The following is a 14,967-nucleotide window of genomic DNA, read 5'->3' on the forward strand; positions in this document are numbered from 1 at the left end:
CACAGCTGCTGCTGCTCGCCGAGCAGGACCGGGCCTACGCCCCCGGGCCGGGCGGGCACTTCCGCTGCGTGCACCGCGCCGCCTGGACCGTCGAGGCCACCGACCCCGGCGCGCCCGAGGAGCGCCGGGACGAGACGGTGTGCTGGGCCGAGGACGCCCGCGGCCGGCGCACGACCAGCGTGAGCCGCGCCGGGGCCGCGCCCGCGCCGGACGAGCCCGAGGACCTACCGGCCGGCCCGCCGCCCGGGCCGGCGCCGTCCACCGACCCGCGGCAGCTGGCCGACCTCGTCACGCGGCAGCGCTCCAAGGCCGACGGTGCCGTCCCGGCGCTGCTGCTGTGCATCGACATCGCCGACTCGTACCCGTTCGAACCGGCCCAGCAGGCGGCGCTGCTGCGCATGCTGGCCGGCCAGGACGGGCTCGCGCTGCGCGACCAGATGCTCGACCGCGAGCAGCGGCCCGGGATCGCGATCAGCGCCGACGGGCGCGACGGCAAGCGGGTCACCCTGATCTTCGCGCCCGCCGACGGCCGGCTGCTCGGCGCCCGGATCTCGACGCCGGTGCCGGCCGCGGGCGGCGCGGCGAACGTCGAGGAGGTCGCGTACGTCTGGTCCGGCCGGTCCGACGCGCTGCCTCAGCAGTAGCGGTAGACGTCGGTGGCCCGGTTGCGGTACGGGCTCGCGTCGCCGCGGGCGCGGGCGTCGGCGCTGATCGCGAACAGGTAGGTGCTGCCGTCCCAGAACTGCACGCCGCCCTTGCCGATGTTGTAGTACGCCGACTCGACCCGGTCCTGCCAGCCCCAGTACGCCAGGCTCTGCCAGCCGCAGGAGGACAGCTTGCCCCGCGGGTAGCCGTAGTCCGGGCGGTCGTAGAAGCAGAACCAGCCCGCCGGGCAGTCGACGACGGCGTTCTGCTGCGCCGGGGCCCTCAGCGTCACCACGAAGACGCCCCCGCCGTAGGCGATGCCGGTCCCGCCGAGCGGGTGCCCGCCCGGGTGGGCGGCGAGATAGGCGGCCACGTCGGCCGCCACGGGCGCGCCCGCGGCCGTCCCGGCCAGGGCCAGCGCGGCCATCAGTCCCGCGCACACTCTCCACATGGATGCCCCCCTTCAGGTTGGGGTCACCGTACGTGTCGGCGCCGAGGCGTGACGTGATCGCTTCATACTGCGACATGAATGAATGTGCGCCGGGCCGGGCGCAGCTCAGCGCCGCCGCCTCGAATTGTGCGGGAAATGGCCGAACCGGCTGGCCGCACAATTCGGCGGGCGGCGGATCGTACGGACCGTAACGTTCACCCAGCGTGCAAGTTGCAGGTCAGTGCCGGCCGAACCAGCGGCGCCGCCGGGGCGGGGCCGGCGGCGCGGCGGCTTCCGGCGCGTCCCGCTCCCGGTGCCGGGTCAGCACCTCACGGGCCAGCGACGACACCTCCGGCACCATGTCGGGGGTGATGAGCACCAGCTCGGCCAGGGACTCCCGGATCGTCACGACCCGGTGCCGGGACTGCTGCACCGCCTCCAGGAACCGCCCGCCGACCACGCCGCGGACCTCCGCCCGTCCGGCCGGGTCCAGCCAGGCCGCGACGACCAGGGCGAACAGCGCCGCCTCGGTGGTCCAGTCCTCGACCCCGAAGGCGATCCCGGTCAGCAGCGCCCGGGCCCGGCCCGTGTCGCCCGGCGCCGCACCGGCCCGCAGCTGCTCGCAGTGCAGCAGGCCCAGGCAGGCGTACACCTGGGCGGCGCGCTCCCAGACGCCGTCCGGGAAGCGCGGGTCGGTGCCCGCGGGCGGGTGCACCAGCAGCGACAGCAGGTCGCCCGGGCCGAGCTGGCCCAGCGGCAGCGCCCGGTCGTAGGCGTCGACGGGGTTCGCCCACACCGGCGACACGATCCGGTCGAGCACCTCCCGGGCCCGATCCGGCGGCGGGGGGACCGCGGGACGGGCGAGCAGCCCGTCGTACACCCACAGCACCGTGCCGTCGGGGCGCTGCGGCCCCACCATGTCCGCCGGCGGCTCGCCCTCGATCGTCAGGCACAGGCCCGGCAGCTCCCGCCGCACCACGGCGAGGGCGCTGGGCACCTCCAGGGCCGACACGCTCGCCGTGCCGGTCATCGCCCGGTCGCCCCGGTCGATCTGGTGCAGCAGCCGGATCACGGACTCGGCCGGCCCGCCCACCATCGACAGCCAGGAGCGGCCCCGGCAGGCCCCGTCGAGGTCGGCGTGCTCGTGGCTGGTCACCGGGTGCTCGCGGGTGTAGTCGACCAGGCCGACCAGGTGGGCGACGTCCTGGTCGCGCTGGAAGCGCAGCCGGGCCGCGGTGTGCACCGCGCAGTCGTAGTCCGGCGCCCGGCGCATCGCCGTGTCGAGCAGGTCGATCGCCTCGTCGAGCCGGCCCGCGTCGGCCAGCCAGCTGGCCATGTCGGCGCACAGGTCGACCTCGCCCGGCTCGGCCAGCCAGGCCTGCCGCATCACCTGCAGCGCCTGGTCGAGCCGGCCGTCGGCCTTGAGCGCGTACGCGTACCACACCGAGGTGAGCTTGTCCGGGCGCAGCCGGTGACCGTGCGCGCCCCAGCGCACCGCCTCGGCCAGGGCGCCCGGCGACAGGGCGGTGAACCGGCGGGCCAGCCCGGCCGCGGCGCCGTGCAGCAGCGCGCTGTCGCGGTGCGCGGCGGTGGCCCGGCGGGCCAGGTCGAGGTACACCTCGTTGGCCACCGCGACGGCGCGCTCGGCCGGGTCGCCGAGGCCCGCCATGACCGTGACGAGCAGCCGGGCCAGCTCCTCCGGGTCGAGCCGGCGCACCGGCACCGCCCGCACCCAGCTCACGTCCGCCCACGGCTGGGCCGGGTCGAACCGGGTCGCCTGGGCGAGCATCCGCAGCCCGCCCATCGGGTCGTGGCGGCCCTGCAGGTGGGCCCGGGCCACCACGGTGCCGATGAACGCCGGCTGCTCCACCGCGAACAGCTCGAGCGCGCCCTCGTCCCCGGCCCGCGCGGCGAGGGCGGCCAGCAGCTCGTGGACCTCCGGCAGCCCCGGCGCCCAGGCGATCGCCCCGGCGACGTGACCGGCGGCGTGGGCGAGGTCGTCCTCCGCGAGCGCGATGCGGGCCAGCGCCAGCTCTCCGTGTGCCTGCGCGACGGAGTCGTCCCGCTGTTCGCCCCCCGCGGGCCGTTGCTCACTCACGGCGTGAGGGTAGTCGCACCCGCCGGTTCCGGTGGACCGGCCCGGCCGTTCGTGCGCAGCGATGTCCGCCGATCGGCGGTATGTTGCCCCGATGACCGCCGTCATGACCGCGCCGCCGGCCCGGCCGCTGCGGGAACTGCTGCCGCACCTCGTCTGGGAGGCGGTCCTGCTGGTGGCCGCCATCGGCAGCACCATCTGATCGGCCGCCGCGCCCCGCCGCTCGTCGTCGCCCCGGCCGTGGCTGCCGTGCCGGCCGGGCCGCAGCCGCCCGGGTTCCCGCCGGCCCCGCCGTACGGTGCCCCGCCGGGGCTTGTGCAGCCCGCGCCCCCGTACCAGTCCTACCCGCCGACCTCCGTCCCGCCGGTCCTGGGGCCGCCGGTGAGCCAGCCTGGACCCCCGTTTCAGTCCTTCCCGCCGCCCGCGTCGGCCCCGCCGGTGCCGGGCCCGCCGACCTCCGCGCCTCCGACGTCCGTGCCGCCTGCCGGGGCGCCGCCGGTGTCGGGGCCGCCGCAGCAGCCCGGCCCGCCGCCCTCCGGTTGGCAGCCGCCCACCCAGTGATGTGCGCGGCCGAGGCCGCGAACCGGTGCTTCGGGCTGGCGGTGCCGGCGGCTCAGGACGGTACCGATGCCGGCTCTTCGGGGTCCTTGACCGGGCGGCGGGTGTATCGGGCGGCCAGGAACCCGCCGCCGACCAGGCAGAGCAGGACGCAGGGCACGCCGTAGACGAAGCCCGGGTACATGCCGACGTCCGGCTGCTGCGCGCCGAGGTAGCCGATATACGCGGCCAGGGCGGCGAGGGCCACGACGGCCGGGAACGTCTCCCAGCGGCGGCGCCGGGCGGCGGTGACCGCGCCGGTGACGAGGATGGTCAGGGCGACGGCGACGATCACGTACGGGGCCGGCTCGAACGGCGGCGGCTGGCTGGCCAGGCGCGGGACCGGGGCGAAGAAGCAGCAGCCCTCGCCCGAGTCCGGCCCGCCCAGGCGGGTCCAGCGACCGTCGGGGCCGCGGCGCAGCAGGCCGTCGCGGCCGTTGGCGACGTAGACGACCTGGCCGCCGCCGGCCGGGTGCGCGACGACGGAGCGGGAGGCGAGGTGCTCCGCCGGGGCGCCGAGGTCCGGGTACGTGCGGACGAGGGTGTCGTAGTCGGCGCCCCCGACCTGCCAGGCGGTGGTGAACGTACCGCCGCCGTCCTTGCTCTCGTCCACCCGCAGCCGGTCGCCGGCGACGCGGTAGCAGGCGTCGCCGGCGCACGACTGGGTGCGCGGGCCGCCCGGCGCCTCCTCGGCCGGCCCCATGCCCGGGTCGCCGTTGTCGTCGACGGTCCAGGTCTGCTCCTCGCCCGATCGCAGCATGTGCACGACCACCGTGCCCGGCTTGGCGGCGTCGACGACGGCGGTCACCTCGCCGGCCTCGATCAGGTTGCGGCGGGCGAATTCGTTGTTGCAGGACCGCAGGCCCAGCGCGGCCAGCCCGATGGCCACCAGCGAGATCAGCACGAACCCCCGTTTGCGCATGCGTCGATGGTTCCGCGGCGCGGCAACGATGCCGTCACGGCCGCGTCTCGGAAGACCTCCGAGTCTTACGGCCGGCGGCCGATGAGCGCGCTCGATGCCGAGTCGGGCGCGCTGGGTCTGTTTTGCCGCTGCGTCTGTTGTCTGCTCGGGCGGCTGCGCGCCCGGCTGCCGGACTCGAACCGGCTCATCCCTGAACGGGCGTCAGCGAGGTCGCTGGTAACGGACTTTCCCATCCGCCTTTGCCGGGCGCTGTTCACCATCGTACGCAGCATCCGGTTGATGTCGTCGAAGCCGGCGGTGGTGAGCAGGCCGGGCTCAGCGGCGCCGCCCGGACCGCCGGCCAGGTCGGGCGTCGCGGCCGCCCGCGCGTCCGACCCGGCCGCGAAGTACATGACGATCATGCCAAGCGCCGCCGGCCAGCCCCCTGGATCAGAGGCCGATCACGTCGATGTAGTTGAGCTTGTTGTTGGTTGCGCCGGCCGCGTTGCTCACGGTCAGGCGGCCGTCGGTGACGGTGACCGTGGCGGTGCCCTCGACGAAGTGGTGGGCGGTGGTCGGGGTGCCGGTCACGGTGAGGGTGCCCTCGACGGCGATGCGGTAGACGCTGTCGGTGTACCCGGGGTCGCCGGCCGCGACGTGCACGAGGTAGCGGCCGTTGGGCACGGCGAGCTCCCAGACGTTCGCGCCGGTCGGATGCTGCGTGTGGATGAGGGTTCGGTACCGCTGGTCCGGCGCCCCGGCCGCCGGGCGCAGCCGCGTCCAGGTGCTGTCGTCGGCGGCCCAGCCGCGCCCGGCCGCGTAGGCGGCGCCGGTGTCGGCGGCGTACCCGGCCGGCACCGCGGCCGTCGCCGGCTGGAAGCTGACGTTGGCGTGGAACCGCGGGGTGAGCAGGAAGGCGTGGACGTGCCCGCCGAGCAGCCCCCGGCCGACGATCTGGCCGAGGTCGTTGATGCCGGTGGCCTGCTGCAGCTGCCAGCCGGTGCCGGCCGGGATCAGGGTGTCGAGGGCGGTCGCGGTGCCGCCGGGCTGCCACACCCAGGCCTTCGGGGCGGCGCAGGGCTGGCACATCGGGTCGGCGGTGCCGACGACCTGCCCGGCGGCGTTGAGGGCGGTGCCGGTGCTGTGCGCGATGCCGTCGACGGTGCCGAGGTCGGTGCCGATCGGGGCGCCGTGCTCGGCGACGTCGCGGGCGTCCCAGAGCACGGCGTGGGTGACGCCGTCGCCGATGTCGGCCGAGCCGGTGGCCTGGTCGCGGACGTTGATGGCGGCGGCGGTGACGGGGTCGCCGTCGAAGTAGCGCAGGCCGGGCAGCTTGACGAGGGTGCCGCCGTCCCAGACGACGTAGCCGTTGCCGGTGGTGATGTGGCCGAGGGCGTTGATGCCGGTGGCGGCGGCGAGGGTGTCGGGCGGGTCGGCCAGGTACCGCGACGTGCCGTCGGTCTCGTAGACGGTGGCCAGCGGCGAACCCTCGGAGTCGGCGGGCCGCTGGCCGCCCACGATCCGGCCGCCGCCGTCGACGGCGTTGGCGACGCCGAGCCGGTTGGCGAGCGGGCCGCCGAGGTCGGTGATCGCCCCGGACGCGCTCCACCGCACCGGGTAGCCGTAGCCGCCGGGGGAGCGGTCGGCGGTGCCGGCCACCTGACCGGCGTCGTTGATCGCGTTGGCGACGCTGCTCGCGCCGCCAGGGAGGGTGCCGAGGTCGACGGCGGTGCCGCTGGCCCACTTGACGGCGTGGGCGCCGCGGTAGCCGACGACGACGCCCGCGTTGTTGATGCCGGTGGCGCCGCTGTCCGCGCCGAGGTCGGTGATCGTGTACCGGGACGGCGGTGCGGCGGCGCCGGCGGGGACGGGGGCGGCCAGCAGGAGCAGGGCGGCCGCGGCGGAGAGAGCGCTCTCAGGCATGGCTCCGAGCGTGCGGCTACACCTTGATGGTTGTCAATGTCTTGCCAGCCATTGCCGGACCGCGCCGACGTCGGCGCCGCTCAGCCCGGCGGCGGGGTCGACGCGGTGCAGCAGCGCCGGGCCCGGGTGGTGCGCGGCGACCCAGCGCCGGTCGGCGTCGCCGATCTCGTCGTCGAGCCACACGAACGGCCGCCCGGCCGCCCACCGCGCCAGGCCGGCGGTCTTCCAGTGCACGCCCGGCGCCGGCGGTTCGTCGTCCTCGCCGGGCCACTCGACGACCGGTATCGCGGGCAGGCCGAGCCGCGGCGCGATGACCTCGTTGGCGTTCGCGCCCCAGGTCGTCGCCCACACCAGGTCGCCCGGCAGGGAGAGCAGCCGTGGCCCGTCGGCGGGGTCGAGCCGGCCCAGCAGCGGGTTGCCGCCGGGGTCGCCCATCGCCGCCGGGCCCGGCCGGGCCCGGCCGGGCCCGCAACGGGATGAGCACCCCGTCGACGTCGAGAAAAGTCGGGCGGACGGCGGCCTCCCCAAGGTCAGGGGGCAGCCTACGCGGCGGCCGGGGCGTCAGACGGCCTCGGGCTGGGGGAGCGCGGCGGCGGCCCCGCCCTCGGCGACGAGGACCGGGCCCTCGCCGACGCCGACGGTGACCGCGTCGCCGGGCCTGATGCCGGCGGCGGCCGGGCTGGGCAGGTCGACGAGGGCCTCGTCGCCGTCGCCGAGCCGGACCGACAGCCGGGTCATGGCGCCGTGGAAGGTCCGCACGACGACCAGCGCACCGCCGGCCTCGGACCGGGTCAGGGTCATCGCCTCGGGCCGGACCAGGACGACGACGCCGCCCGGGGCGGCCTGGCTGCCGTCGGCGACCGGCCGGGTCGCGCCGAGCACCCGGACCGTGCCGTCGGCGTCGAGGACGCCGGGGAGGCGGTTCATGGTGCCGACGAACTCGCCGACGAACGGGGTGGCCGGGCGGTGGTAGAGCGTGTCGGGGTCGGCGAGCTGCTCGAGGCGCCCGGACCGCATGACGCCGACCCGGTCGGCGACGCTGAGCGCCTCGCCCTGGTCGTGGGTGACGAACAGCGTGGTGATGCCGAGGCGCTGCTGGATGCGGCGGATCTCGTCGCGCAGCTGCACCCGCACCTGGGCGTCCAGGGCCGAGAGCGGCTCGTCGAGCAGCAGCACCCGCGGCTCGATGGCCAGCGCCCGGGCCAGCGCCACGCGCTGCTGCTGGCCGCCGGAGAGCTGGTGGGGGTACCGCTGCCCGACCGATCCGAGCCCGACCAGCTCCAGCAGTTCGCCCGCCCGCTTGCGCCGGGCGGCGCCGTCGACCCCGCGCACCCGGAGGCCGAACGCGACGTTGCCGGCGGCGGTGAGGTTCGGGAAGAGGCTGAACGCCTGGAACACCATGCCCATGTCCCGCTTGTTCGGCGGCAGGGCGGTGATGTCCCGGTCGCCGACGTGGACGGTGCCGGCGTCGGCGGTCTCGAACCCGGCCAGGACCCGCAGCGCGGTGGTCTTGCCGCAGCCGGACGGGCCGAGCAGGGCGATGAGCTCGCCGGGCTCGATGACCAGGTCGAGGCCGTCGAGGGCGTGCACCGCCCCGAAGCTGCGGCGCATGCCGAGCATGCGCACCCCGACGGCGCTCATGAGTCACTCCGAGAGGTCTTGGGCCGGTCCGCGAGGGACACGACGAGCAGCAGGAGCCAGGTGAACAGCAGGCTGGCGGTGCTGACCGAGACGGACAGCTGCCCGTTCTCGCCGGAGATCTTCACCAGCCAGGTGGGGAGGGTGTCGAAGAGCAGGATGCTCGCGATCGTGTACTCGCCGAGCACCAGCCCGAGGGTCAGGAACGCGGCACCCAGGACGGCGCCCCGCAGGTTGGGCAGCAGCACCCGCCACACCACGGCGAACCACGACGAGCCCAGGCCCCGCGCCGCGTCGACCAGGGTCCGCGCGTCGATGGCGCGGATGCCCGCGTCCAGGGAACGGTAGGCGAACGGGGTGGCGAGGACGATGTACACGACGACGAGGATGATCGGCAGCTCGGGGTCCTGCGAGGAGACCAGCGCGTCGCCGAACGGGGTGCCGGCCAGCTGGTTCGGGCCCAGCGCCAGCATGTCGCGGACCCCGGCGACGAGCGCGATCGGCGGGATGACCAGCGGCAGCAGCGACAGGCCCTCGACGACCGGGCGCAGCCGGGGCAGCCGCAGCGTCACGGCGAGCATGGCGGGCACGGTGACGAGCAGCACGCCCAGGACGGTCAGCACGGCCAGGGTCAGGGAGCGGCGCAGCGCGGCGGCGAAGCCCTCGGCGGCCGGGATGCTGGTGTAGTACTCGCCGGTGACCCCGCCGTGGACCTTGTCCTGCACGGTGAACCAGATCGCGGCGGCGAGCGGGACCAGGAAGTAGACCCCGGCGATGAGCAGGACGACGACTCTTGTCGCGTTCCGCGATTTCCGCTTCGGTACCGCGGGTGCCTGCACCGGCGGCGCGAGGACCGCGGTCACCGCAGCCACCGCGCGGTGCGGCGCTCGATCGTCCAGTAGGCGGCCATGACGACGGCGACCAGGACGATCATCTCGATCGCGAGGGCCGCCCCGACGCCGGCGTTGTCGGCGGAGACGTTGCCCGACAGGGCGTTGGCGATCTGCAGCGTCACCAGGGGCACGGTCGCGCCGACCATGGCCTGGGCGGTGGCGAACGCCGACAGCGAGCCGCAGAACAGCAGCAGCGCCCCGGCCATGACGGGCGGGGCGAGCAGCGGGCCGGCGACGTGGCGCCAGTACTGCCACCGGCTCGCGCCGAGGTTCTCGGCGGCCTCGGCCCACTCGGCCCGCACCCCGTCCAGGGCGGGCGCGATGACGATGACCATGAGCGGGACCAGGAAGTAGAGGTAGACGACGGCGAGGCCGCCGAACTGGTACAGGCTGAACGGGGAGCCGGCGAGGTCGAGGCCGGTCCAGTCGCGCAGCAGGCCGGTGACGATGCCGGCGTTGCCGATGGAGGCGATGAACATGAAGGCGAGGGGGACGCCGCCGAAGTTGGCCAGCACGCCGGACGCGGTGAGCACGAGCCGGCGCAGCACGGTGCCGCCGGCGAGCACGGCGCGCGCGACGAGCAGGCCCACCCCGGCGCCGAGGACGGCGCAGACGACCGAGAGCTTGATCGAGCCCCAGAACGCCCCGCGGTAGCCGCTGTTGAGGGAGGTCTTGAACGAGTCGCCCTCGAACGCCCCGGAGGCCAGGGCGACGACCGGCAGGACCAGCCCGGCGAGCATCACGATGAGGAACGGTGCGACCGCCAGCCAGGGGCCGCACCGCCGGGCACGGTCCGCGAAGGACCGTGCCCGGACGGGGGTTGCGGCGGGGCTGGTCACCCGTTCAGCGCCTTGGTCCAGCCGTCGGTGAGGACCTTCTTGGCCGAGTCGACCTGCTCCGGCGAGGGCAGCTGGGCCTTGCTGGCGTCGACCGTGGGCAGGGCGGCGACGAGGGTGGCGTCGGCCGTGCCGGAGGCGGTCATCTTCGGCAGCCGGACCGGCCGGGCCGCGCCCTTGAGCCACAGGTTCTGGCCCTCGTCGGAGAACAGGTACTCCTCCCACAGCCGCGCGGCGGCCGGGTGCGGGGCGGCCTTGTTGATCGCCTGGCAGTAGAAGTTGCCGTAGATGCCGTCGCTGGGGACCGCGACCTTCCAGTCGATGCCCTTGGCGGCGAGCTCCTTGGTGTAGCCGGCGTTGAGGTAGTCCCAGTCGATCGAGATCGGGGTCTCGCCCTTCTCGATGGTGGCCGGGGTCGACTCGACCGGGATGTAGTTGCCGGACTTCTTCAGCGCGGCGAAGTAGTCGATGCCGGGCTGGATGTTCGTGAAGCTGCCGCCGTTGGCGAGGGCCGCGGCGAAGACGCCGGCGAACGCCGAGCCGGACTTGGTCGGGTCGCCGTTGAGCGCGACCTTGCCCTTGTACTCCGGCTTCTTGAGGTCGGCGAAGGTCTGCGGGCAGACCGCGATCTTCTTGGCGTCGCAGCCGATGGAGATGTAGCCGCCGTAGTCGTTGTACCAGGCGCCGTCGGCGTCCTTCTGGTTGTCCGGGATGTCGGCCCAGGTCAGCACCTTGTACGGGGCGAACAGGCCCTCCTTGGCGCCGGACTGGGCGAACGCGCCGCCGAGGTCGAGCACGTCGGGGGCGCGGTCCTGGCCCTTGAGCGACTTGACGGCGTTGATCTCGTCCTGGCTGGAGCCGTCGGGGTTGTCGCTGTTGATCTTGATGCCGTACTTCTTGCTGAAGGTGTCGATGAGCTCGCCGTAGTTCGCCCAGTCGCGCGGCAGCGTGATCACGTTCAGGGTGCCCTCGGCCTTCGCCGCGGCCACGAGGGCGTCGAGGCCGCCGAGGTCCTGCGCGGACGTCGCCGACGCGGCGCCGGCCTTGTTGTTCTGGGCGTCCGCGGCCTTCTGGGACGAGCCGCAGCCGGCGACGGCGGCGGCGACGGCCACCGACAGGACGCCGGCGACGAGCCCGCGTCGCAGGGTGTTGCGCTGCATGAGGTTGCTCCCGATGCGTCAGGCGCCGAAACGGCTTCGGCGCGCACAGCGTCGGGGTGATCCCTGGCCTGTTGTTGAACGCTGTATGTCAGCCGGGCCGATACGTGCCCAACACCCTCGTCACGGTGACGACGATCACGACGCGTTCCGGATTGACTCTCGGCGTTCTGTACCGCGCCGCGTACCTGTCCTCGGCGTCCCTGACCGCCTCCCCGGTCCGGACGATCTCCGCCTTGCCCTCGAGGGTGCTCCACCGCCGGCCGTCGATCTGGCAGATGGCGACCTGCGGGTGGTGCCCGATGTTGCGGACCTTCTGGGACGTGCCGGACGTGATGATCCGGGCCGTGTTCGTCGCGGCGTCGTAGGTGGCGCCCACCGGCACCGTGTGCGGGGTGCCGTCGCGGCGGATGGTGGTGACCGTGCACAGGTGCCGCTCGGCCCAGAACTCCTCCAGCGGCGTCACGACGCGCTCACCTTGCCGTTGTCGACCTCGACGTGCCGGTTGGTGTGCACCGCGGCGAGCATCTGCCGGTCGTGGGTGACCAGCAGCAGCGTGCCCGGGTAGCTGTCCAGGGCCGACTCCAGCTGCTCGATCGCCGGCAGGTCGAGGTGGTTGGACGGCTCGTCGAGGACCAGCAGGTTCACGCCCCGGCCCTGCAGCAGGGCCAGGGCGGCCCGGGTGCGCTCGCCGGGGGAGAGGCTGGCGGCGGGCCGCAGCACGTGGTCGGCCTTCAGCCCGAACTTGGCCAGCAGCGTGCGCACGTCGGCCGGGTTCTGGTCCGGCACCGCCACGCGGAACGCGTCCAGCAGCGACTCGCCGCCCTCGAACATCCGCCGGGCCTGGTCGACCTCGCCGACGACCACGCCGGGGCCCAGGTGGGCGCGGCCCTCGTCGAGCGGGATGCGGCCGAGCAGGGCGCCGAGCAGGGTGGTCTTGCCCGAGCCGTTGGCGCCGGTGATCGCGACCCGGTCGGCCCAGTCGATCTGCAGGTCGACGGGGCCGAGGGTGAAGGCTCCCCGCCGTACCGTCGCGCCTTGCAGGGTTGCCACCACCGCACCCGCGCGCGGCGCGGCGGCGATCTCCATCCGCAGCTGCCACTCCTTGCGGGGCTCCTCCACGACCTCGAGGCGCTCGATGAGCCGCTCCGTCTGCCGGGCCTTGGCCGCCTGCTTCTCCGTCGACTCGATCTTCTTCGACTTGCCGATCTTGTCGTTGTCGGGCTGCTTGCGCCGGGCGTTCTTCACGCCCTTCTCCATCCAGGCGCGCTGCGTGCGGGCCCGCGCCTCGAGGCCGGCCTTCGTGTCGGAGTACTCCTCGTAGCGCTCCCGCGCGTGCCGGCGGGCGGTGGCGCGCTCCTCCAGGTAGGCGTCGTAGCCGCCGCCGTAGAAGTTGACCTGCTGCTGGTGCAGGTCGAGCTCCAGGATCCCGTTCGTGGTGCGGGCCAGGAACTCGCGGTCGTGGCTGACCACCAGCACCGACTTGGTGCGCTGGCCGCTCACGAACGCCTCGATCTTCTCCAGGCCCTCCAGGTCCAGGTCGTTCGTCGGTTCGTCCAGGAGCAGGATGTCGTACCGCGAGAGCAGCAGGCTGGCCAGGCCGGCGCGCGCCGCCTCGCCGCCGGACAGCGCCGTCATCGGCAGGTCGAGGTCCACGGCCAGGCCCAGGTCGGCGGCGACCTCCCCGGCGCGTTCGTCCAGGTCGGCGCCGCCGAGGGCGAGCCAGCGCTCCAGCGCGACCGCGTACTCGTCGTCGGCCTTGGCGCCGGTGCCCAGGGCCTCCGCGGCGGCCTCCATGCGCTCCTGAGCCTCGGCGACGCCCGTGCGGCGGGCCAGGAACTCGCGCAGCGACTCGCCGGGGCGCCGGTCCGGCTCCTGCGGCAGGTACCCGATCGTGGCCGTCGGCGGGTTGAGCTGCACCGCCCCGTGCTCCAGCGGGATCAGCCCGGCCAGGGTGCGCAGCAGCGTGGACTTGCCGGCCCCGTTCACCCCGACCAGCCCGATGACGTCGCCGGGCGCCACCACCAGGTCGAGCCCGGCGAACAGCGCCTTGTCACCGTGCCCGGCGGCGAGATCCTTGACCACCAGTGTTGCTGCCACGCGTATGAGCCTCCGTTTTCTGTCGTACCCCGCGACTAGTGTCCTCGATCGAGGAGTAGCGTGAATTCTGAAACGCGATCGGATCGAAACAGCGAGCCTGTCACCCGGGCAAGATTCTGGAGTACGGACTTGAGCACATCCGCACCGCCGGCCGCTCCGGCCGCCGAAGACACTGCTCTGACGCACCGGCAGATCGTCACGATCCTGGTCGGGCTCATGATGGCGATGTTCCTCGCCGCGCTCGACCAGACCATCGTGTCCACCGCGATGCGCACGATCGCCGACGACCTCGGCGGCTTCTCGCTGCAGGCGTGGGCCACCACGGCGTTCCTCATCACCTCGACGATCTCCACGCCGCTGTACGGCAAGCTGTCCGACATCTACGGCCGCAAGCCGTTCATCCTCTTCGCCATCGGCATCTTCATCGTCGGCTCGGTGCTGTGCGGCCTGGCCCACTCGATCTACCAGCTGGCCGCGTTCCGCGCCGTGCAGGGCATCGGCGCCGGCGGCCTGTTCTCCCTGGCGTTCGCCATCATCGGCGACGTGGTGCCGCCCCGGGAGCGGGCCAAGTACCAGGGCTACTTCCTCGCCGTCTTCGGCACCTCCAGCGTCCTCGGCCCGGTGCTGGGCGGCTTCTTCGCCGGCACCGACACGATCCTCGGCTTCGCCGGCTGGCGCTGGATCTTCTACATCAACGTGCCGATCGCCCTGGCCGCGTTCCTCGTCGTGATGCGGGTGCTGCACATCCCGCACCGCCGCCAGGACCACCGCATCGACTGGCCGGGCGCCGTCGCGCTCGTCGTCTGCCTGGTGCCGCTGCTGACCGTGGCCGAGCAGGGCCGCGAGTGGGGCTGGGGCTCGGGCCGCTCGCTGCTCTGCTACGGCATCGGCCTCGTCGGCCTGATCCTGTTCCTCGTCGCCGAGACCGTCTACAAGGCCGAGGCGCTGCTGCCGATGAAGCTCTTCCGGGGCCGCACGTTCTCCGTCGCCTCCATCTCCAGCTTCATCCTGGGCATGGCGATGTTCGGCGGGCTGCTCACCCTGCCGCTGTACCTGCAGATCGTGAAGGGCGCCACCCCGACCGAGGCCGGCCTCATGCTCCTGCCGCTGGTCCTGGGCATCATGACCGGCTCGATCGTGTCCGGCCAGACCATCGCCCGCACCGGCCGCTACCGCATCTTCCCGATCATCGGCTCGATCCTCATGCTGGCCGCGCTGGTGCTGTTCACCCGCATCGGCGCCGACACCCCGCTGTGGCGCACCATGCTCATCATGGTCGTGATGGGCCTGGGCCTGGGCGGCAACATGCAGCCGGTGATCACCGCCGTGCAGAACGCCGCCAACCCGCGCGAGATCGGCGTCGCCACCTCGACGGTCACGTTCTTCCGCTCGATGGGAGGCACCCTGGGCGCCGCGGTCTTCCTGTCGGTCCTGTTCAGCCTCCTGCCGAACAAGATCAAGGACGCCTTCACCGCGGCCCAGTCCACCCCGGCCTTCCAGGCCGCGGCCCGCGCCCACAGCGACCAGCTCGCCGGCCTGCAGAAGACCGCCACCTCGGGCTCCTCCAGCTCCCTGAACAACACCGCGTTCCTGGACAAACTGGACGCCGCCCTGGCCCACCCGTTCAAGGTCGGCTTCTCCGACTCCATGTCGGTCGTCTTCCTCACCGCCGCCGGCATCATGGTCGTCGGCTTCCTGGTCATCCTCTTCCTGCCGGAGATCCCGCTCCGCTCGATGTCCGCCGCCCAGGCC

13 protein-coding genes and 1 pseudogene are annotated in these 14,967 nt (G+C 73.9%); 2 read left to right on the forward strand and 12 right to left on the reverse strand.

The window, feature by feature from the left end:
- Positions 1 to 644, forward strand: a 644-nt coding sequence (locus tag ABD352_RS47240; RefSeq protein ID WP_344619182.1) for a hypothetical protein, incomplete at its 5' end; no start/stop codon positions are given.
- Here the strand turns inward: ABD352_RS47240 and ABD352_RS47245 are convergent.
- From ABD352_RS47245 to ABD352_RS47300, 12 genes and pseudogenes are all read right to left on the reverse strand, one after another.
- On the reverse strand, positions 635 to 1,096 hold the full coding sequence (locus ABD352_RS47245; RefSeq protein WP_344619183.1) for a peptidase inhibitor family I36 protein: 462 nt from the start codon (positions 1,094 to 1,096) through the stop codon (positions 635 to 637). The genes ABD352_RS47240 and ABD352_RS47245 overlap by 10 nt on opposite strands.
- Before the next feature lie 217 nt (positions 1,097 to 1,313).
- Positions 1,314 to 3,173, reverse strand: a complete 1,860-nt coding sequence (locus tag ABD352_RS47250; protein ID WP_344619184.1) for a tetratricopeptide repeat protein — start codon at positions 3,171 to 3,173, stop codon at positions 1,314 to 1,316.
- A gap of 610 nt (positions 3,174 to 3,783) precedes the next feature.
- Entirely contained in the window at positions 3,784 to 4,689 is a 906-nt protein-coding gene (locus ABD352_RS47255; protein WP_344619185.1) for a hypothetical protein, read from the reverse strand.
- 65 nt (positions 4,690 to 4,754) lie between these two features.
- Positions 4,755 to 5,081 carry a hypothetical protein gene (locus ABD352_RS47260; RefSeq protein WP_344619186.1) on the reverse strand — a complete coding sequence of 109 codons (327 nt, stop codon included), beginning with the start codon at positions 5,079 to 5,081 and terminating at the stop codon, positions 4,755 to 4,757.
- Between the two features lie 37 nt (positions 5,082 to 5,118).
- Positions 5,119 to 6,591, reverse strand: a complete 1,473-nt coding sequence (locus ABD352_RS47265) for a hypothetical protein (protein ID WP_344619187.1) — start codon at positions 6,589 to 6,591, stop codon at positions 5,119 to 5,121.
- A 33-nt stretch (positions 6,592 to 6,624) separates the two neighbouring features.
- Positions 6,625 to 7,132: pseudogene (locus ABD352_RS47270) on the reverse strand (HAD domain-containing protein).
- A gap of 20 nt (positions 7,133 to 7,152) precedes the next feature.
- Positions 7,153 to 8,232, reverse strand: coding sequence for an ABC transporter ATP-binding protein (locus ABD352_RS47275; RefSeq protein WP_344619188.1), 1,080 nt, complete (start codon positions 8,230 to 8,232; stop codon positions 7,153 to 7,155).
- Positions 8,229 to 9,092 carry an ABC transporter permease gene (locus ABD352_RS47280; protein ID WP_344619189.1) on the reverse strand — a complete coding sequence of 288 codons (864 nt, stop codon included), beginning with the start codon at positions 9,090 to 9,092 and terminating at the stop codon, positions 8,229 to 8,231. Before ABD352_RS47280 ends, ABD352_RS47275 begins: the two co-directional genes overlap by 4 nt.
- Positions 9,089 to 9,961 carry an ABC transporter permease gene (locus ABD352_RS47285; protein ID WP_344619190.1) on the reverse strand — a complete coding sequence of 291 codons (873 nt, stop codon included), beginning with the start codon at positions 9,959 to 9,961 and terminating at the stop codon, positions 9,089 to 9,091. Before ABD352_RS47285 ends, ABD352_RS47280 begins: the two co-directional genes overlap by 4 nt.
- Entirely contained in the window at positions 9,958 to 11,118 is a 1,161-nt protein-coding gene (locus tag ABD352_RS47290) for an ABC transporter substrate-binding protein (RefSeq protein ID WP_344619191.1), read from the reverse strand. Before ABD352_RS47290 ends, ABD352_RS47285 begins: the two co-directional genes overlap by 4 nt.
- An 88-nt stretch (positions 11,119 to 11,206) precedes the next feature.
- Positions 11,207 to 11,581: a pyridoxamine 5'-phosphate oxidase family protein gene (locus ABD352_RS47295; RefSeq protein WP_344619192.1), complete on the reverse strand. Its 375-nt coding sequence runs from the start codon at positions 11,579 to 11,581 to the stop codon at positions 11,207 to 11,209.
- Positions 11,578 to 13,215: an ABC-F family ATP-binding cassette domain-containing protein gene (locus ABD352_RS47300; RefSeq protein WP_344619193.1), complete on the reverse strand. Its 1,638-nt coding sequence runs from the start codon at positions 13,213 to 13,215 to the stop codon at positions 11,578 to 11,580. Before ABD352_RS47300 ends, ABD352_RS47295 begins: the two co-directional genes overlap by 4 nt.
- A 60-nt stretch (positions 13,216 to 13,275) precedes the next feature.
- Here ABD352_RS47300 and ABD352_RS47305 point away from each other — a divergent pair.
- Positions 13,276 to 14,967: MDR family MFS transporter (locus ABD352_RS47305; RefSeq protein ID WP_344619194.1), on the forward strand; the 1,692-nt coding region annotated here is incomplete at its 3' end.

Origin of the sequence: Dactylosporangium salmoneum, assembly GCF_039532525.1 — a bacterium.
Classification (GTDB): Bacteria; Actinomycetota; Actinomycetes; order Mycobacteriales; family Micromonosporaceae; genus Dactylosporangium; species Dactylosporangium salmoneum.